The sequence below is a fragment of the Endozoicomonas sp. NE40 genome (genome assembly GCF_040549045.1).
Lineage (GTDB): Bacteria > Pseudomonadota > Gammaproteobacteria > Pseudomonadales > Endozoicomonadaceae > Endozoicomonas_A > Endozoicomonas_A lisbonensis.
On sequence record NZ_JBEWTB010000001.1, the window covers coordinates 117,849 to 137,231 of the forward strand.

A 19,383-nucleotide genomic window follows, 5' to 3' on the forward strand; every position below is an offset into this window, starting at 1 on the left:
AACTCTTACGGTTTGTGTTCATCATCGTCAACATGATGTCTGTAAGAATTTCAAACAGCATTATAGGGTAATGGGTTTTATGCTGCCTGAACCATTCGTAAGACTGCGTACGGCCTCTGTTCTGGTCGTCTATCTGTTGCTGCCGTGGCTTCAATGTTCCTGATGCTGCCCGGGTCGTATTTCACCACCGGGCTTCAGCCCCCCAACTAGGTCAGTGCCATTGACCCTAAGCGGACCATTTCATCGACAGCTCCTCTTCGTTAGCCCTCCTGTCATTTTTGTTATCTGAAATAACAACAGTCGTAACAGATCGGAAACTTTCTGGCATGAACCTTATCTCAGTTGCATACCCACGTTTTTTTTCAGGAAAATAATAATGATGTCCCCCGGAAACATAACAAAGTCTGTCCAGACAAACACAACATATCCCGGTGGTAAAGAACCCGGAGAGTATTCTGATAGCTCATCAGGAGAAGCAGCCTCATTTAAGGGCCGTACAACCAAAGGGCATGCAACGACTAAATCCGAAAAAACAGCGACAAAGCGCAGGTCAGATGACTCCATCGCAAAGGAGGGCTCTGGCAGTAAACGCCGGAAAGTGTCTGCTCATGATAGTCGTTATTCAGAGCACAAAACCAGAAACATAAAGCCCGGTTCGGATCGGCAGGCAGAACGTCGCAGAGCCTCCGGGACTGGAAAAAACACAAACACACACAAAACGGGAAAAAACGTACCATCATTGCAGACGCACTATGAAGAATGCATCGCTGACATGAAAGGCAATCGTTACTCAGATGCCAGACACGGCTTGTATCGATTGTCCCGAACCTACCCGGACTGGCACAAGGAACCCGCTAAAACAGCTGAACGTTATCAATTCACCAAAGAAGAAAAAAAGACGCTTTTTGAATTATCCGACTTGTACAGAACGTTGGAATTTATACGCATTCACCACCCGGATCTGGAAGAAACAGGCCGATTTTCTTCTACACCACCCGGGTTAGAGCTGCCGACTGCAAGGTTGCACGAAAACTACGGTAAATTAAAGTCAAACTATCAGGAATTGCAACAGGGCATGATTTTTGTCGATAAATTTCTTTTAAACCCTGATTTTAAAACCGACAATCAGGACTTTGAACGACGCAAAGTCAATACCGCTTACAGACACCTGATATGGCTACTTGAAAGCAAAATGCTGAATGCCGGTTTTCATTCAATGTGGCAGACAAACTACCTGAAAGCCTGTGAGGAAAAAGTCAGCCTGGGTGAATCATTTTTGCAGTCAGAAGAAGGGCAGTTTTTTAACACCTGTAAAAAGACGATAACAGCAATTCAGAGTGCTAACGATAAAAAACAGGCTATGGAGATACTCCATGAGCATTTTAACTGGGTACGTGAACAAAAATTTGCACCACTCGCCCTTGTCTCTCTGGCCTGCTCTGCCAATGTTTTTACCAGGGAATATGCTAATAGCAGAGGTCAGTTTGAACCTCTTAGAGAGCTATCCGGGGCTTATTTTTATTCTGCCCGACTTCTGGGTCTGGGCTCCTGCAGTAGCGATATCGAAAGTACATGTAAATCCCTGAAGGCATTAGGGCGCTGTAATATTCCCATAGAGGACTACCCGAGGTTGTTTCCACCATTGCTAAAGGTTTTGCTCACATCATGGAGCCCGGATAATTTCAAAAGAGTAAAAGCCACTATGGCACAACATTGTGCGGTTGCCCTGACAACAGACTATCTTGACGCTTTGGAGCTGATAAACCTCAAGCGCTACAAAGAGGCTCGTGAAAAAATAAAAACGGCTCTTAATTCTGAATATCAGCCTCTTGAAAAAGAGGCTCTTAACCTGTTGATGGCCCTGAGTTATCATCTGGAGGGCAATCAGCGAGACGATGTTGTTAAAAGCCTGTCTGAATGTAAGTTAACATCAAGCACCCAGATAAAATTGCAGCTCATACGACTGCAAATGGCAGTAGATAACAGAGAGGAAGTCAGAGAATTAATGCACAAACAAGATGATATTTTTCTTACCAGGGCTTATAAACCGGTGTTAGATTATCTGGAAGATAAGAAAAGTATGACGGATAAAACTTCTCAGACTGAGTTTTCAACAAAAACGTCTATCGCAACTCCCGATGAGACTTCCTTAAAACTGGCCTCACAGAAAGAACAGCTTTTCGACCAACAGAAAAAAATAGAAGAACTGGAATCAGAACTGGCGATTAGTAAAAAGAAGTACAGTCATTCAAAAAAAACAAATTCCCAACTACAAAAGAGCTGGGTGAAGACTCATGAGCACACGAAAGAAAAGTTAAAGAAACTGAACGAAGACTATGGGGTTTTAAGCGTAAAGTATACTAAAACGTGCAAAGATCTTAATGATTCCTTAAAGGAAAAGGCGAGGTTAGATTTATTGGCCGAAGAAAATGTCAAAAGTTTTACAGCTCAAATTAATACAATGGCCAGTATGTTAGAGCAAAATAATGAGTCTTTAGTTAAGGAAGAAATGCCACAAGAATATGGTCAAAAAAGTACTTCGCCGGGAGAGACCGGGAAAAGTTTGCAACAAACAACTATTAACCTTGAGTCAAAACAAGAACTATCTGTTGATAAAGAGAAACTAAAATCAATACTGAAAAATGCCCAGAAAAAAACACCAGTGGAAGAAAATAACGAAAAAGAACAAGAAATAGCGATGCAGCTACAAGCAGAAAACAAACAGCTACGTCAAACAAAAGAAACCCAGGCAGCCGAGATTGAACGTGTCGAACATTCAGTCAACGATTTGAAAGATCAGGTTGATACCTATAAGCAAGAAATAGCGAATCTAAAAGAAAAAAACAAAAATCTACGTGAGACGAGAAAAAATCAGAAGAGCGAAATCAAATCGATTAACCGCATGAATAAACTGCTTGAAAAACAGGCTAAAATTCACAGCGAATTAATAATGAAGTTGCAAGCAAAAAATGAAGAACTGGAAAAAACAAAAGAAACACAGGCAACTAATATTGAATGCGCCGATCATTCAATTGACTTGTTAAAAGATGCGAATGACGCCCATGAGGAAACAATAAAGCAACTACAGGAGAAAAACAGAGAACTACATAAAGCAATAGAAAACCAGGAGGCCAATAGTGAAATTAATAAATTCTCAATGATGTCCACATTCAACGAAAATCAATCACTTAAAACAGAAATAAAAGAACTGCGAGCCAAAGAAAAAGAATTAACGACAAAAATAGAGGCTAAGGATAAAGAAATCGAAAGTTTAAAGTGTGATTTTGATTTAGATGATATCACCTTAGATCCAAGTGCTGCCGATTTTTCGGTCATGTTTTAAACGGGTTGATATCACCTTCGTAAGAAGGTGCTTTACCGTTTTTTACGACCTCATCTGTGGTATTACAGTGAACACATACAACTGTAATGGCTGACATAGGAAAATTGACAGAATAGCAGCAAAACGTGATCGTCAGATACACGAAATCAATGCATCTGATTCATGGCCAAAAAAACACATCCGTTTAAATCTTTTGAACTAAACTTGGCACTTCCTGGTGAAAAACGGCAAGTGCGATGAAAGTAACACCTTCAAAGCCAAACTACGCAGCTATTCACCGTTTATGTTCTCAACAAATACATGTTTATAAATAGATACCATTTCCATTTAGCCCTTTATAACCTCTTATGGAGTCAACGATGAAACCTCTTCTGAAAATCCTGTCGATACCTATTTTGGTTGTTATGCTTTTGCAGCTTAACAGCGCAAAAGCCGGGTGGAGTTCACCCTGGATGACCAGTGATGGAAAGGGTTATAGCTCTGTGAGAGTTGGATTAACTGTGGTGGGTGTTCTGGTAGTCGCAGCGGCAGGCGGAATCATTGGAGGTACCATTGCTTCGAGTAATTCAAAACCGGATCCAACCTCCCCTCCTGACAACACCCGTTCCACATCGCCTGAATCCAGAATAAAGGAATATAAAACACTGGAGGATCTGTCGGAACCGGATGATGATTATCAGAAAAAAATCATTAAAGAAATGAAGCTTCTTCCTTTCAAGGAGAGTGAAGATAATTACTCAGACACAACAGCAAGCCATTACCTGTGGGCAAGGGCGACATTTCTGGACAACTACGATAAATTCAAGGATAAAATCAAACCGGCACTGTTTCCATTTAACAGTTGGTACGATGCTAAAAGTCCCAGTAGTGCTTGTATGTCAGAACTTCCCAAACCTTTCAAAAAAGAATCACGATGCAACGATGGGCATCTAACGGGCTTTTGTCTTATCAAGTTTGAACAAAACGGGAAGGAACGCACACTCGTCGGCCTTCTGGCTAATACATCGGACAATGTATCAGGTTGTCAATTAGGGTGGAGAGATGATCTGGACTATGGAAGAAGACTTCCCAGAAATGCTCTGCTGACTGACAAGCGATACTACCAGATTAATGTGATAACCCCAGCGCAAACCTACAAATTCAATAAGAAACCGGCGAAAAATATTACATTTGCGTCAACGGTATTTTACAAAGGTCACATTCGGCACGAAACCCTTTGCCGGGAAGCTGGGGGGCCGGGAACCGAATGGTATCTTAGTAATGGAGAACGGGGAGCTGACCCATGCAGGGAATTGTCTGCTGCCCCTCCTGATATAGACTTTGGTGGTTACTTCGTACCTCACCGTCGCATTGCCGGAGAAGTTGACTACCCGGCCCGGGTTGACTGGAAAGAGACGACCACTGATCACGGTTCCGCAGTGAATGATGAAGTTCAGGCTAATTTTTGTGCGCCCAAAAAGCTTTTTAAGGAATTCATACTCGGTTCAGTGGGAGAGCATCGCTTTTGCCGTTACATTAACGCAAAAGGCAATGCCGGTTATGTTGACAAAAAACCAGACGGCAGTGTTCAGTCTGACTTTCTCAGGCCCAGTATTAAAGAAACTGTCCGGTGGCAAACGTTTAAAAACGCTATTCCTTATAATGCCATCATCGCCGGTTTGAGCTATGCCAACGCCAAAATCATAAAAACCGAGCGCGTCTATTTTTGCCGGTATGTCGATAACTACATTTATCGTTACGGACAAGTCATCCAAAATACGGATACCTGTCGATCATCATTAGCAAGCGTTGAGAATATACACTCGATCGATGAATCAAAAACCTTTGAGGTTCTGGTACCGGCTCTATAAATTTTATAAACCCTGATTCCAGGCTGTAACCCCTTTAATTCCAGGGAGTTGAAGCCTGAAATCAGGATGAAACCATTACCCTTTCGCTTCCTCGTAATGCCTGCTCAGCACGTCTTCAATCGCCTTGTCCAACTCCTTCTGAACCCCCCTGGGCATATAGCCAAACTCATAGGCAAAGGCCCTGCCCCGGGTGCGCTTGCGGGCAAACTGGTTTTTATTGTCAAAGTCAAAGTAATGGGTGGTCTTTGCCTTGACCGGGTCCGGAATATCCAGAACGTATTTCAGGTTGTCCTTAAAGGATTCCATCAGCCGGTTTTTGATTTCATCGGCTCTCAGGTCTTCAGCCAGAATATCCTGCTTGTTGTCGTCCACCAGTTCCAGCAGGTCAGGCAGTTCAACACCCTTGTCACTAAGCTTTTCACTGTACCGGAGCAGCTCGCTGTAGTTGGGGTGCGACAGTTCGTTCGGGTCAGGAAAGACTCTGATCATTGCCAGGGGAACCCGTGCCGCAGTCAGCGCCCGGTTTACTTTGGCAACGGACAGCTGTCGTGTTCTGGCGATCTCGGCCTGTTTCATGCCGCTTTCCCACAAGGGCAGAAGGCTGACCCCGAGGTCACGGATGGAGTGTTCACGGGCGGTCTGAACTTCGCGGGCTATGGCGCGGGCGTCGTCCGTCGTCAGTTCTGTGTCTTCTTCCGCGACCAGGATATTCAGCCCGGTTTTTGCCTCAATAGCAGCCAGCCTGCGTCTTGAGCCATCAAGAATTTCTATTTTCCCGCCTTTGCTGTACCGCCCAATGGCAGGAAACCACTGATGGGTCCTGATGGTACGGGTGATATCCGCCACCGACTCCGGGGTCAGCGTATTCTGGTCACGGCCATTGATCTCTGCGTTAACAAAGGTGGCGGTCTTTACCTTACCCGCCCTGACCCGTATCGAGTTAAAGAAAATGCTGCGATCATGGCCTTCATGGTCTTTCAGGGTAATCTCACATTCAGCCAGATCAATATCGTCGTACAGGGCATCGTCCTCGATCCCCATGGTTCTGCCAACCGTCGCTCTGGCCATTTATGCATTCTCCTGAAATTCTGAGCGGATAAACTCGATACGTTCAAACAGGGCCTGGGACACCTCGTAAACCGATGTACTGGCACGTTTGAGGGCGTCCTTTGACCCATCGTAATTGGAAGGGGGGATGGTGATCACGGTATCGAACGTCTCACCGCAGCGCTCCATGGCGTCCAGACGGGGGAAGGTGGCATCCAGAATGTCGCCACCAAAGACTTCCTTGGCCTGGCTGTAGGCAACCAGCTGGTCTTTCTTGTTAGCCAGCTTGGTCATCATGGGGATATTGGTGTGGTAACGCACCTCGGTGCCGGTACTCTCAATCATCTTGACGATATCCGGGATGCGGGAGGTGTAACGCAGGGAGGAATGAAAATCCACCTGGGCCGGGGCAATAGGCGTCACCAGCATATCGGCCGCAACAACGCACTGTTTCAGCAGCGCATCCAGATGCGGGCCGGTGTCGAGGAAAATAAAGTCGTAATCGCCTTCCAGCTTTTTGATCAGACAGTCACGCAGGGCCTCATTGGGGTTTACACCGGGCAGGTGTTCGGCACAGAGTTCTTCCCATAAGGCGGCGGTAAAGCCGTCATCAATAGACGCTGGCAGTACATCGACGCCCGGCACCTGGGTCTGAATGATAAAGTGTTCTTTTATCTCTTCAGCGGGCAGGTCCTGCAGAATAGCCTGAACCCCGGTGGTCTCAACCAGGCCAACCGAGTGTTTATGGGACAGGAACATGGTGGCCGAGGACTGGGGATCAAGGTCAACCACCAGGATTCTCAGATCATGCTTCAGCAGCATGGGGTGGGTTCTCATACCATGAGCAATGGACACCGTACTGACCGTTTTGCTGATGCCGCCCTTGAGGTTACCAATAAACACCACCCAGGCTTTGTCGTACTGGTCCCTGAGCTTGGGTTCGCCACGGAAGTGATAGAACTCGGCCACATCCTCAATGGTCAGTTTGTAGGGACGTGTCGCCTTGTTCTCATCCCGGTGCAGGGCAATGCCGCTCTCCTGCATGGCGTTCAGGGTGGTTTCAGCAATGCGCTTGGAAATGCCCAGCTCGCTGGTTAACTCACCTTTGCTGTAGGTGCGGTAGTAACCGCCAATGCCCAGCTCTTTTTTCTGCCTGTCGATATCCCGAACCAGCTTGTGCAACATCCGCTCGGAACGGCGCTTAAAGCGTTCCATCTGCCTTTTGGCATCTTTTCTCATGGTCGTGTTTTCCAGTATGTGCCGGTTTGTTTGTAAGGGTTCTATAAACCAGCACATGAGGCTGATAGGTGACACATGGTCTGATTATTACACCCATGCCGGTTTAATGCAAAAAACAGAAGCCGCACAGCCGTTGGAGCGGTAAGCAGGGAACCCGTCACGGGCAGGAAGGAAAGGTTGTGAATGTATGAAGTCGGGAATCTGCCGGAGGATCTGGCAGGCTCCCGTGGGGAGCGAAGCCTGCTCTATTTGCGAACCGCCCTGATACCGTAGAAGTCCGTGAGTTTGTCCTGTGGCAGTAACTCATCAATCACCACCCAGTTCCATGCTTTCCGGTACCACTGGGTCACTGTCAGCCTTTTCTCGGCGTTTTCGATTTTAAACAGGGCCAGGGTGCGTAGCAGAATTTTTTCTTCGATATCCGTCAGTTTTGTAATTTCTTCCCTGAAGGGGGAGGTATCAGTGATCATGTTCAGCTGAAACTCCTGCGCCCGGAATGCATAGACCATGTCGTCCATTAAGATCCGGTTCTTGACATAACCGCAGAATAATCCCTTCCAGCGGGCAGGGGTTTGTGGCTCGGAACAGGCGTTGTCGTGGTGGTCAATAAAAAAGGAAATCGTCCAGACCGCAAAGTCTTCTGTCTCGCCTTCGTATTGCTCAAAATCAGGGTTAGCCGCCAGCGCCTGGGTAACGGCTTTTTTCACCGTGCTTTCATCAATCAGCGCCCTGCTTAATGGCACTTTACACGACCGGATCGCTTTTTTAGCGTTAGCCTGAGGGGGTGTTTTGACGGTGCCGGATGGTTCATTAATCCGCTCAGCAACCGACGCAACAGCGGTTTCACCGGACGGCCCGAACGGGCTCTTGTTGCCGGTCAGCCAGCGCCGGATCGGGTATAACCAGGCCTTCAGGGATTTCGGGATCTGTCTGGACGCTTTGCCGGTGTAGGCCGAAATCACTTCTCCGGTGGTTAATCCCAGTCCCAGGCTTTCCAGCAGTTTGGACAGGTCAGCAACAAAGCGCTGCCGGGTTGAAATATCCTGCCAGGCGTATTTTGTGGACGGGGAAAATTCATCGTCCTCAGCCTCCTCTCTGTTCAATGAGTTGTTCAATGAGGAGTGCAATGAGTCAGGCAATGCGTTGGGCGATAACACACCGGAGGAAACCGCAGCTGGCTGGCGCGCTTCCCTGGCATCATTGTCAAGGTTCAGGGCCAGTTGTGGCACCCTGGATTCATACGTCGCTGGATAGGGAGTGGCGCGGTTAACGGCATAGGCAAACCAGCAGTCCATCGCGTCCCCTTTCTTGCCGTTGGTATGAAATTCCAGATGCGACATCTGCAGGGCTTTTTTAACAAACGGCAGTGGTTTGATAATTGACGTGTGTTTAAACTCGTTCCAGTCCGGCTGCTCTTTTTCACCGTTGTACAACGCGTGCAAAAGGCCCGATTGTTTTTCCAGTGGCGTATTCTGTATTTCTCCCACCCGGTCCGGGTCCGATAACGCTTCCAGGTCAAACAAACCCAGCAGAAAAACAGCCAGTTTGATTCTTGGTGTCGATGTCAGCTTTTTTGTCAGCTCCTCGTGATAGAGCATGTAAGCGTTATCGGACAACAACAATTCATTGACCCAGGCTTTATTGATATTGAAAAAAAAAGCGTTCTGGTCATCCAGAAAGTTGGGCTGCATGAAAATATCCATGCGGGTAGGGGGCATCACTTTTAAGTTTTCATCCAGGCTCACCCAGACGTATTGAATCACTTTCAGCAGGTTATAAATCTGCAGTTCCAGCTTGATATTTTTCAGCTTCTGCCGGTTATAACCAATCATTGCCGCGGTAGATTCCACCGATAACCGGTAAATCCAGCCAATATCCATGTTTTTACCCAGGCTCTTCGGGCGGGGTTGCAGCGTGGTGGAGTCCAGGTCAATGACCATGCTGGTATCGGGTTTGTCCAGATCCAGCTGCTGGGCTGCAGGCGTCTTAAAAAACACCACCAGTTGTGTAATGATCTGTTCCATCACCCGCTCGGTGTGTACTGTGGAAGCCTTGCGGGATGCCGCCAGTTCTTCTGCAGCCTTTTTGCTGAGCGCGCCTTTTTCCGGAATATGAATTCTTGATAGCTGGGCCACGACACCTGACCGGGTATTGCGCTGGTATTCCAGTGTAAGTGATCCAGCAGAAGCCGACGAGTCAATGGCTTTTGGAATTAATTCACTTACGAGAGCCATGGGTTATCCGTAATCCTGATCTGTACTTTAACGTTAGCTCTAATCTAACAAAAAAAAAAAAATTAACAACTCAATAAACAACACTGGAAGTGTTGTTAAGAGAAGAGTCTTTTTTTTATAGAAAACTACTTTTGTCAAACCATGGTCACCCTGTATTTTCCCGGATACCTCTACAGGTCGCATGAATCGAGGTTTTTTGCAAAACGCTTAATGGGTAAGCATGGTCAGCTTGTACAAACCTGACCGAAAGTAGAAAAAAAAGCATGGTCAGCTTGTACATCAAATTGAACAGCCAATATTTGCTCTTAACTCTGACGGTTTCTGGTCTGAAGCCCAATCGACCCATTTGCCATCCATGGTCAGCTTGTACAAAGTAACATAAAGTGAAACGCCAACTACTTTTTTATAACCATGGTCAGCCTGTACAGTTTAAAATCTCGGTGCAGCCCGCGTAAAACCTGAATATCTGGCTGAAACCGCCTTTTTAATCCATGGTCAGCCTGTACAAAACAGAGCGGTAGTACATATTGTGGTCACTTTCTGTAACCATGGTCAGCTTGTACATTCTCAAACATCGCTGTAACCCTTATAAAATCTGGACACCCGGGCAAAACTGCTTTTTCAATCCATGGTCAGCTTGTACAGAACGGTAGAAAAGTACAAAAAGTAACCAATTCTGCAAAGCATGGTCAGCTTGTACATTGACGGCCTGTTTTAATTTGGCGCTCCGGGCCTTGCAGACTGGGGAAACCGGCACAAACAGGCATTTTTAATCCATGGTCAGCTTGTACAAACAAGAAGTTTTTAACAAAAGTAACCACTTTTTTTTTAGCATGGTCAGCTTGTACATTTTTTCATCGCCACAATTTTACCCCTCAGCCCTTGTGCTTTCAGGTATTCAGGCAAAATCACCCGGTTGCATCCATGGTCAGCCTGTACAAATCAGACAATGTGATTTCAGAGCGTTTTTGGCCCCTGAAATGCCATTTTTTTACGGTCGTCCAGTCAATATTTCGCCAAAAAGTGAGATAAAGGCACTTTTTACTGGCCATGAAGTCAGTTTTTTCTGATAAATGGTTATTTTTAAAATGCTTTTTATTTCAATAAGTTAGGCAAGAAAGCATGGTTGGCTTGTATAAAGTGGCATAATGAAAATCAATGTTTATAACTTTTTTCATGCTAACCAGTAGCATCGAGGCAAAGGGTAGAGGTCATCATATCCAGATATCTGGACAACAAGCCCTGCAAGCAAGATTGCAACATTACACACCAAGGCTCACAAGGCTACGCCATTAGTATTAAAGACACACCCGTGCCGCACCGGCCTACACGAAGCGTGTAACCATTTCCCCGCAGCCCTTGAGAAAGACCCCCGTTTTCCCCTATAAAATTTCTAGCATGACCGAAAACTCCCTTCGCACGGTTATGTCACATCACCGCCCCGGTGATGGCCCCGTTCCCCGGGTTCCGGCGCTGCTCCCGTTTTCCCCTCCCCGGCGGGAAAGCGGGAGGCCGGTTTAACACGGATCACCCACTGCATTCAGCCAGCCTGTGTTTATTGGCATCTCCTTGACAGACCAGCAAGGCGATTCCAATAGGCACACCCCACTGAATGAGATCAGGAAACCATCATGGCTCAATACAAAACACCGAACGTCTACGTTCAGGAAAAGTCGATCTTTCCGCCGTCCGTTGCCGAAGTGGCCACCGCCATTCCGGCGTTTATCGGGCGCACGGAAATCTCAGGCGAACTGAAAAACATACCCCAGCGCATTACCTCCATGGTGGAGTACGCCGCGCTGTTTGGCGGTCCGGGGCTGGAAGCCTTTAATTTCTTCGCGGAAGTTAAGGGTGCCATCCCTCACAATGCAGAACTCGACCTCGGCGACACCAAAACCAAAGCACTGGTAGATTATGTCGAGAGTATCGAGATGAAGACCGACAAACAGGGTGAAGACAAAGACGAAACCCTGAAGCCGGTCGCTGACCATCTGCTCTACCCCATGTTGGAACACTTCTTTGCCAATGGCGGCGGTGCCTGCCACGTGGTGAGTATCGGCAGTTACGTCGACCCGGACATAAACGACGCTGCTAAGGAAAAGAAAGCCTTCAGCGAGGCGCTGGGAGAAATCGCCAAGGTGGATGAGGTCACCCTGCTGGTACTGTCCGATGCTATCCGTCTCGGGGCGTCCGACTATTACGAACTGTGCCAGAGCGCCATGAACCAGTGTCGTATAAATCAGGACAGGTTCACCATTATTGATACCCTCGACAGTACTGACCCGTTCACCAGAACAGAGGGAACCCTCAGGACTGACATGGGCGTCATGAGAAATGCCCTGACCCAGGACCTGATCTATGGCGCGGCCTATTACCCCTATCTGGAAGTCAATGCGCCGCGCTATTACAACGAAGACCAGGTGATCATCTCGATTACCGGCACCATGCAGGGCAAGGAAGACGGTGACGACGATATCGACCTGAGCGGTGATGTCATCATGGGCGACCATGTCGGTACACCCATGTACGCCCTGCTGAAAACCGAACTCAACAACAACAAAATGGTGCTGCCACCCGCCGCTGCCATGGCAGGCATCTATGCCCGGGTCGACGGCACCCGGGGCGTCTGGAAAGCCCCGGCCAATGTGGGTGTATCCGGCGTACTCGGCCCGGTGCAGACCATCACCAACAGTGAGCAGGCGGATATGAACGTAGACGCTGACTCCGGCAAATCCGTTAACGCCATCCGCGCCTTTACCGGCAAAGGCACCCTGGTCTGGGGCGCAAGGACACTGGCGGGCAACGACAACGAATGGCGCTATGTCCCTGTACGACGACTGTTCAATATGGTGGAAGAGTCGGTACAAAAAGCCACTGCCTTTGCCGTGTTTGAGCCTAACGTCCCCCTGACCTGGCTGAAACTGCGCACCATGATCAGCAGCTATCTGGAAAACCTCTGGAAGCAGGGCGCGCTCTTTGGCGCTACCGCCGACCAGGCGTTTTTCGTCAACGTGGGACTGGGCCAGACCATGACTGAAGACGATATCAACAACGGCATTATGAACATCGAAATCGGCATGGCAGCGGTTCGCCCGGCGGAATTTATCGTGCTGACCTTCTCCCATAAATCCATCTCCGCCTGACCCTCATTAAAAACCCTATAGCACCTGATAATGGAGCCTGACCATGGCTGATAAAGAAACCTTTGACTCCGCTTATCCACTGCCGGCCTACCGGTTCGTGGTGGCACTGGGCGACGACGACTCGATGACCTTCTCCGAAGTCAGCGGCCTGGATGTGGAATACGACCCGATCACCTACAAAGACGGCCTCGGCACCAAACACATGCCCGGCATGGCCACCGACGTCAACATCACCCTGAAACGGGGCATTATGGTGGGCAAAAAAGAGCTGTGGGACTGGATCAGCAAAACCAAGCTCAACTACGGCGAGCGCAAGGACCTGACCATCTCACTCATCGACAAGGAAGGCGGCGACCCGCTGGTGACCTGGAAAGTGCTGGGCGCGTTCCCCACCAAGCTCACCGCCCCGACCCTGGACGGCAACTCCAACGAAGTGGCGGTGGAGACGCTGGAACTGCGTGCCGACGACGTACAGATTGAGTTCGCCTGACGTTCAGACCCTTTACCGACTTCACCCCATTCCCTTAACCGTCTGACTCGCATTGGAGCAGGGGGTTATCTCAAAGGACAGAGATCATGGCTCAATACAAAACACCGAACGTTTACGTTCAGGAAAAATCCATCTTTCCGCCGTCGGTGGCTGAAGTGGCAACCGCCATCCCCGCCTTTATTGGCAGGACAGAAAAAACCACTTACGGCGCCGACGCCTCCCTGCTCAAAAAGCCCATTCGGATCACCTCCATGGTGGAGTACGCCAAATGGTTTGGCGGGCCTTACCTGGAAGGCTTTGACTTTACCAGTGTCAAAGATGAGGACGACGCGATCGTGGGTGTAAAGCTCAATCCCACCAGACCCGTAGCCAAATTTATCCTCTACCACATGCTGGCGCAGTTCTTTGCCAATGGTGGCGGTGCCTGTTACGTGGTCAGTGTCGGTGGCTACGCCACCACCAATGCAGACGGCGATGAAGTTGAGGAAGATCCCACGGCTGCTGCTGAAAAGGGACTGTTTGCAGATGCCCTGGCGGCCGTGGCGAAAATTGACGAAGTCACCCTGCTGGTTCAGTCCGACGCTATTCCCCGCATGTACGACGCCACAGACCATATCCATTACTACAACCTGGGTCAGCTGGCTCTCAGTCAGTGCGATGAAAACCAGGACCGTTTTGCCGTCATCGACGTGATCGACACCTTCGACGGCATGACCCCCGCCAACACCAAAAAGATGTCGGACGACCTCTCAACCCTGCGGGGACCCAGCGGCGTGGGTATGGCCAACCTGAAATACGGGGCCACCTATTACCCGAACCTGGTCGTCAGTAGCCCACGTTCTTACAAGGAATCCAAAGTCACCCTGGATGGCGAGACTATGAGCAGCCTGGAAGGCAAGCCCACTCACGCCATGCTGAAAACCGCCCTGTCACGCAACTTTATGCAGTTGCCACCGGCGGCGTCCATCGTGGGGGTGTATTCAAGGGTTGATGGCAACCGTGGTGTCTGGAAAGCCCCGGCCAATGTCTCACTGTCCGGAGTGGCCCGCCCGACCCGCAAGATCACCAACGATGACCAGATGGATATGAACGTCCACAGTTCCGGCAAATCCGTTAACGCCATTCGTGCCTTCACTGATAAAGGCACCCTGGTCTGGGGCGCAAGGACACTGGCGGGCAACGACAACGAATGGCGCTATGTGCCTGTACGAAGACTGTTCAATATGGTGGAAGAGTCGGTACAGAAAGCCACTGCCTTTGCCGTGTTTGAGCCTAACGTCCCCCTGACCTGGCTGAAACTGCGCACCATGATCAGCAGCTATCTGGAAAACCTCTGGAAGCAGGGCGCGCTCTTTGGCGCTACCGCCGACCAGGCGTTTTTCGTCAACGTGGGACTGGGCCAGACCATGACCGAAGACGATATCAACAACGGCATTATGAACATCGAAATCGGCATGGCAGCGGTTCGCCCGGCGGAATTTATCGTGCTGACCTTCTCCCATAAATCCATCTCCGCCTGACCCTCATTAAAAACCCTATAGCACCTGATAATGGAGCCTGACCATGGCTGATAAAGAAACCTTTGACTCCGCTTATCCACTGCCGGCCTACCGGTTCGTGGTGGCACTGGGCGACGACGACTCGATGACCTTCTCCGAAGTCAGCGGCCTGGATGTGGAATACGACCCGATCACCTACAAAGACGGCCTCGGCACCAAACACATGCCCGGCATGGCCACCGACGTCAACATCACCCTGAAACGGGGCATTATGGTGGGCAAAAAAGAGCTGTGGGACTGGATCAGCAAAACCAAGCTCAACTACGGCGAGCGCAAGGACCTGACCATCTCACTCATCGACAAGGAAGGCGGCGACCCGCTGGTGACCTGGAAAGTGCTGGGCGCGTTCCCCACCAAGCTCACCGCCCCGACCCTGGACGGCAACTCTAACGAAGTGGCGGTGGAAACCCTCGAACTGCGTGCCGACGACGTACAGCTGGAGTTCGCGTAAGTGTCCGCCCTTGATATTGCCGGTGATTTCCTCACCGGCAGCCTGCCCCCGCTGCCGGGCTACCGGTTCGTTGCGGTCCTGCTGACGGGGCTGGCACCACAGATCATGCCCCTGGACATGCGTTTCCAGAAAATAACCGGGCTGAAAGTGACCCGGGAACTTCGGGAAGACCGCAACGACTTTCTGCTCAAACCCTCGGTCAACCGCCGGGATCTGGTGCTGGAACGGGGGCTGCCCCGCCTGCCCACCCCGCTGCAGGTGACCCACCTGCTGGAACAGGCTTTCTGGAATTCGCGCCTGATGCAGACCGATATTCTGGTGGTCCTGTTAAGCGACAAGGAGATCCCCTACCCCCTCCACGCCTGGGTGGTTCGGGAAGCCTACCTGACGGGGCTGGAATGGGGTGACCTGAATGGCGAGGAAAACAGCGTCATGATCGAAAGCATGACCTACAGCTATTCGTCCCTGATTCCCGTTCCTGTTCCAGTGGCGAACTGATTTTATTTTGTTCCCGTGTTGGGACGTCCCAACCTGCGAGAGTTACTTTATGCCCATCCTGATTGACCAGCTCAATGTCAACGCCAGAGTACGCAGTGAAACTGCCCAGGCGAGAAAAAAGCAGACGACAAAAGACCTGTCTCATGCGCCGGTTCCGCCCCCCGTGGTACTGGAACTGCTGGAACGTGCGCTTGACGCCAAGAGGTGGCCCTGATGAGTATTCTCGGCACTCTGCTCGGCAGTGAAGCCGCGATGGTACTGGAAAGCTACACCGACGCCGACCGCAGTGCCGGCAAGCAGGAGATGAAACTGCCCTACAAGGCCGAAACCCTGCAGGTCAAACTGGCGAACCGGTTCAAGTCTGACGACACCCTCAATACATCCAGTGGCACCGCCGGTTACGAAGGGGGCGACAGTGCCAGAATGACCGTCACCTTCCAGCACGACACCACGATGTTCCGGGATATCGCCTCATTTACTGCGGGCAAAAAACTGCTCCCCCCCGGCAGCAAAAGCATGCCCATGAAAGAGTGGGTGCAGACCCTCACCGACATGATGTACTCCATGGAAGGCTCCACCCATGAACCCCGTTACCTGCTGCTGAAGTGGGGCGAAATGGCCATGGGTGACAGCAAGTCCGGCGCCTTTTACGGCGTGCTGGAAGAGATGGACATCACCTACAGCATTGTCGGCACCAACGGCGAGCCGCTGGCGGCGGAAGTCACCTGCACCTTTATTGAAAGCCTCTCGCCCAAGGCGCTGGAAAAAAAGGAAGGCAAGAACTCACCGGACCTCACCCACACCCGGCAGGTGAACGCCGGGGATACCCTGGCCCATAAAACCTGGGAAATCTACAAAGACCCCGCCTATATGATCGCTGTGGCGCGGGTCAACGGACTGGACAACTTCCGTCGTCTGAAACCGGGAACCGCCCTGGTGTTTCCCCCGGTCGGTCAATAAGGCGGAGGACTGCGCATGTCGGCTGTAAGTGTCAAAGTAACCGCCGGGGGCAAAGAGCTGACCCCAAAACTGCGGGTCGTGTCGGTGGAAGCCCACTGGCAGTGCCACGACATTCCCCGGGCCACCCTGGTGGTGGCAGACGGAGAAACCACCACCGGCAAATGGGAAAACTCGGAACTGCCACAACTGGCACCGGGCAAAGAGGTCGATATCAAGGCCAGCTTCCTGGGCGACAAGGCCAGCGAAGTCACCCTGTTTAAAGGGCTGATCACCGGCCAGTCGCTGAAAGCGTCCACCGGTGGCTCTTTCCTGACCCTGCAACTTCATGGCGACCTGATCAAACTGGTTGAACCCCGGCTGAGTCAGGTCTTTCCGGAAAAAAGCAAGGACGGGGACATCATCAAAAAACTGATCACCGACGGTGGTGCTACTGCCAAAGCCGTGGCAGCTACTACGGTTGAACATACCCAGCTGGCGGTGTACGACGAAAGCCCATGGTCGTTTATTAAATACCTGGCAGAAGCCAACGGCCTGCTGGTGATGCCGGGACTGGAAGGGGTCACCATCGATGCCCCTGCCAAGCTCAAGGGCAAGGACCATAAGCTCAGGATTGACCAGTTCAAAACCGTCAGTCTCGATCTCGATGACACCAATGCCCTGGAAAAGGTCTCCGCTTCGGCCTGGAGCGTAAAAGACCAGAAAGCCGAAAGCCCCGCCAAGGGCGCTGCCCCCACCAATATTGCCGGAGGCAAGGAGACTGCCGCCTCCGCCGCCAAGGCACTGGGCCGCAAAGAGTGGGCGACAGTGTCCGGGAGCCTGTTGCAGGCGGGTGAACTGACCGGCTGGAGTACGGCAGAACTCGTCTACCGGGAGCTGGACCGCTACCGGGGCAGCCTGTCGGTGGAAGGCATGGAAGCGGCACCCGGTGACTCCATCGAACTGGAAGACTTTGGCGCCCTGTTTAACGGCAAGTATATGGTCACCGGCGTCAATCACCGGGTCGATGGTGACGGCTGGACGACAACGCTGAGTATCGGTCTGCCCCTGACCCGTACCCGCTTCTTCAACGGTTTACATAAACAGGCACCCAGGGTGCGTGGACTGCTGATCGGACAGGTGCAGGCGTACAAGGACGACCCGGATGCACAGTTTCGTTTCCCGGTTCTGGTGCCTGCCTTTGGTGCCAAAGACAACATCCTCTGGGCGCGACTCGGCGCCCCTTACGCCAGTGCTGAAGCCGGGCTGTTCCTGCCCCCCAAGCCCAACGATGAGGTGGTGCTGGGCTGGTGCGATGACGATCCCCGGCAGCCGGTCATCCTCGGCAGCCTGCATAACCCCAGGAACAAACCGCCGCTGGAATTCGACAACAAGCTGGAAAAGCGCGGGCTGGTCATTACCAAGGACGCCCTGACCTGGCTGTTTGACGAGAAAGAGAAAAACCTCACCCTCACCGCCAGTGACAAGGTCTCCACCGTACTGTCTGAAACCGATGGGCAGCTGCTCAGTCAGGATAAAAACACGGTCACGCTGAACAAGGAAGTGATCGTGGAAAGCGACAAGGATGTCACCCTCAAACCGGGTGGTAAAGCTGTGCTGAAGGCCGGAGCCGATGTGGCGGTAGAAGCCAGCGGCAACTGCGCCATCAAGGCGGCAAAAACAGAAATTCAGTAAGAGACGATTTCCATAAAACGATTTCTATGAGGCTATTTCCATGAGCGAGTCGCAGTTAACCGGTCGGGGCTGGCACTTTCCCCCTTACTTTTCCTCGCCTGCCAACGGCCCGATGATGGTTGAGGCTGAAGAAGAGATACGACAGTCACTACGTATCCTGATCGGCACCGCCCTGGGCGAGCGCATTATGCGACCCGGGTTTGGCACCCCCCTGGCGGAATTTCAGTTTACCAGTCTGGACTACGACAGCCTCTCCATGCTCAGTGAGCGCATGAGCGACGCCATCGACCGGCTGGAGCCCCGCATCAACCTTAAACGGGTCGATGTGGACGCCAGTAACGGTGCCGACGGCCTGCTGACGATCAACGTCGTCTACATGATCCGTGACACCAACGCCCGGGACAACCTGGTCTACCCCTTCTACCTGCAGGAGCAGCGTACCTGATGCCCGACTCTGCCATTATCACCGGCGACCAGGTGCAGTTTCTTCCTGCCCAGGGTGCCGCCACCCTGATGGCACCCGCCATCATCCCTATCAGCGGCACCGGTACGCTGGCGGTGATGGGTAAACCGGTGTGTCTGGAGGGGGACGAAAAAAATGTCCAGATGCCCATCCCCTATATTGCCGGACCCTACAGCATTCCCGGTATGGGGCTGCTGAAGATTACCGCCCTGGCGGGTGACCAGTTGTCGAAAAAGCTTATGAACGGCAAGAAAGTCATTCTTAAAGGCGCGCAGTTTGACGCCGAGATGCAGGTCACCGCGCCCGCCCAGCAGCCCACCCCGGGCGGCCCTGTACCGGATGGTACGCCCAAGTACACCGGCAAGGGACAGTTTATTACCACGAACGTCAAGTTCACGCCTTCCTGAATCCTGACCCGTACTTCAAACAGCCATG

Annotated in this window: 15 protein-coding genes; 12 read left to right on the plus strand and 3 right to left on the minus strand. The window is 51.1% G+C overall.

The window, feature by feature from the left end; genetic code table 11:
• The first annotated feature begins 376 nt into the window (after positions 1-376).
• On the plus strand, positions 377-3,343 hold the full coding sequence (locus tag V5J35_RS00420) for a hypothetical protein (protein WP_354011695.1): 2,967 nt from the start codon (positions 377-379) through the stop codon (positions 3,341-3,343).
• Between the two features lie 359 nt (positions 3,344-3,702).
• Positions 3,703-5,193 (plus strand): hypothetical protein, encoded by a 1,491-nt coding sequence (locus V5J35_RS00425; RefSeq protein WP_354011696.1) that lies wholly within the window; start codon positions 3,703-3,705, stop codon positions 5,191-5,193.
• 75 nt (positions 5,194-5,268) lie between these two features.
• Here the strand turns inward: V5J35_RS00425 and V5J35_RS00430 are convergent, their stop codons facing one another.
• The 3 genes from V5J35_RS00430 to V5J35_RS00440 form a co-directional block, all read right to left on the minus strand.
• Positions 5,269-6,261 (minus strand): ParB family protein, encoded by a 993-nt coding sequence (locus tag V5J35_RS00430; protein WP_354011697.1) that lies wholly within the window; start codon positions 6,259-6,261, stop codon positions 5,269-5,271.
• A complete protein-coding gene (locus tag V5J35_RS00435) occupies positions 6,262-7,479 on the minus strand; it encodes an AAA family ATPase (protein ID WP_354011698.1) in 1,218 nt (405 codons plus the stop codon).
• A gap of 245 nt (positions 7,480-7,724) precedes the next feature.
• Entirely contained in the window at positions 7,725-9,713 is a 1,989-nt protein-coding gene (locus tag V5J35_RS00440) for a hypothetical protein (protein ID WP_354011699.1), read from the minus strand.
• Between the two features lie 1,631 nt (positions 9,714-11,344).
• Here V5J35_RS00440 and V5J35_RS00445 point away from each other — a divergent pair.
• From V5J35_RS00445 to V5J35_RS00490, 10 genes are all read left to right on the plus strand, one after another.
• Positions 11,345-12,856, plus strand: coding sequence for a phage tail sheath family protein (locus V5J35_RS00445; RefSeq protein ID WP_354011700.1), 1,512 nt, complete (start codon positions 11,345-11,347; stop codon positions 12,854-12,856).
• Between the two features lie 43 nt (positions 12,857-12,899).
• On the plus strand, positions 12,900-13,346 hold the full coding sequence (locus V5J35_RS00450; protein WP_354011701.1) for a phage tail protein: 447 nt from the start codon (positions 12,900-12,902) through the stop codon (positions 13,344-13,346).
• Positions 13,347-13,432: 86 nt separating this feature from the next.
• Positions 13,433-14,866, plus strand: a complete 1,434-nt coding sequence (locus tag V5J35_RS00455) for a phage tail sheath family protein (protein WP_354011702.1) — start codon at positions 13,433-13,435, stop codon at positions 14,864-14,866.
• Between the two features lie 43 nt (positions 14,867-14,909).
• Complete coding sequence (locus tag V5J35_RS00460; protein WP_354011703.1) at positions 14,910-15,356, plus strand: phage tail protein; 447 nt, start codon at positions 14,910-14,912, stop codon at positions 15,354-15,356.
• On the plus strand, positions 15,357-15,854 hold the full coding sequence (locus tag V5J35_RS00465; RefSeq protein WP_354011704.1) for a phage tail protein: 498 nt from the start codon (positions 15,357-15,359) through the stop codon (positions 15,852-15,854).
• Positions 15,855-15,903: 49 nt separating this feature from the next.
• The gene (locus V5J35_RS00470; protein ID WP_354011705.1) at positions 15,904-16,068 is read left to right on the plus strand and encodes a hypothetical protein; all 165 of its coding nucleotides are present in this window, start codon (positions 15,904-15,906) and stop codon (positions 16,066-16,068) included.
• On the plus strand, positions 16,068-16,814 hold the full coding sequence (locus V5J35_RS00475) for a CIS tube protein (RefSeq protein ID WP_354011706.1): 747 nt from the start codon (positions 16,068-16,070) through the stop codon (positions 16,812-16,814). The genes V5J35_RS00470 and V5J35_RS00475 overlap by 1 nt, the downstream gene beginning before the upstream one ends.
• Before the next feature lie 15 nt (positions 16,815-16,829).
• Complete coding sequence (locus tag V5J35_RS00480) at positions 16,830-18,485, plus strand: phage baseplate assembly protein V (RefSeq protein WP_354011707.1); 1,656 nt, start codon at positions 16,830-16,832, stop codon at positions 18,483-18,485.
• Between the two features lie 40 nt (positions 18,486-18,525).
• Positions 18,526-18,930, plus strand: coding sequence for a GPW/gp25 family protein (locus V5J35_RS00485; protein WP_354011708.1), 405 nt, complete (start codon positions 18,526-18,528; stop codon positions 18,928-18,930).
• Positions 18,930-19,355 carry a hypothetical protein gene (locus V5J35_RS00490; protein WP_354011709.1) on the plus strand — a complete coding sequence of 142 codons (426 nt, stop codon included), beginning with the start codon at positions 18,930-18,932 and terminating at the stop codon, positions 19,353-19,355. The genes V5J35_RS00485 and V5J35_RS00490 overlap by 1 nt, the downstream gene beginning before the upstream one ends.
• The last annotated feature ends 28 nt before the right edge of the window (positions 19,356-19,383 follow it).

Bases quoted from the DNA above. Each gene is read 5' to 3' on its own strand.
- V5J35_RS00420 (WP_354011695.1), top strand. From the start codon at position 377: ATGATGTCCCCCGGAAACATAACAAAGTCTGTCCAGACAAACACAACA.
- V5J35_RS00425 (WP_354011696.1), top strand. From the start codon at position 3,703: ATGAAACCTCTTCTGAAAATCCTGTCGATACCTATTTTGGTTGTTATG.
- V5J35_RS00430 (WP_354011697.1), bottom strand. From the start codon at position 6,261: ATGGCCAGAGCGACGGTTGGCAGAACCATGGGGATCGAGGACGATGCC.
- V5J35_RS00435 (WP_354011698.1), bottom strand. From the start codon at position 7,479: ATGAGAAAAGATGCCAAAAGGCAGATGGAACGCTTTAAGCGCCGTTCC.
- V5J35_RS00440 (WP_354011699.1), bottom strand. From the start codon at position 9,713: ATGGCTCTCGTAAGTGAATTAATTCCAAAAGCCATTGACTCGTCGGCT.
- V5J35_RS00445 (WP_354011700.1), top strand. From the start codon at position 11,345: ATGGCTCAATACAAAACACCGAACGTCTACGTTCAGGAAAAGTCGATC.
- V5J35_RS00450 (WP_354011701.1), top strand. From the start codon at position 12,900: ATGGCTGATAAAGAAACCTTTGACTCCGCTTATCCACTGCCGGCCTAC.
- V5J35_RS00455 (WP_354011702.1), top strand. From the start codon at position 13,433: ATGGCTCAATACAAAACACCGAACGTTTACGTTCAGGAAAAATCCATC.
- V5J35_RS00460 (WP_354011703.1), top strand. From the start codon at position 14,910: ATGGCTGATAAAGAAACCTTTGACTCCGCTTATCCACTGCCGGCCTAC.
- V5J35_RS00470 (WP_354011705.1), top strand. From the start codon at position 15,904: ATGCCCATCCTGATTGACCAGCTCAATGTCAACGCCAGAGTACGCAGT.
- V5J35_RS00475 (WP_354011706.1), top strand. From the start codon at position 16,068: ATGAGTATTCTCGGCACTCTGCTCGGCAGTGAAGCCGCGATGGTACTG.
- V5J35_RS00480 (WP_354011707.1), top strand. From the start codon at position 16,830: ATGTCGGCTGTAAGTGTCAAAGTAACCGCCGGGGGCAAAGAGCTGACC.
- V5J35_RS00485 (WP_354011708.1), top strand. From the start codon at position 18,526: ATGAGCGAGTCGCAGTTAACCGGTCGGGGCTGGCACTTTCCCCCTTAC.
- V5J35_RS00490 (WP_354011709.1), top strand. From the start codon at position 18,930: ATGCCCGACTCTGCCATTATCACCGGCGACCAGGTGCAGTTTCTTCCT.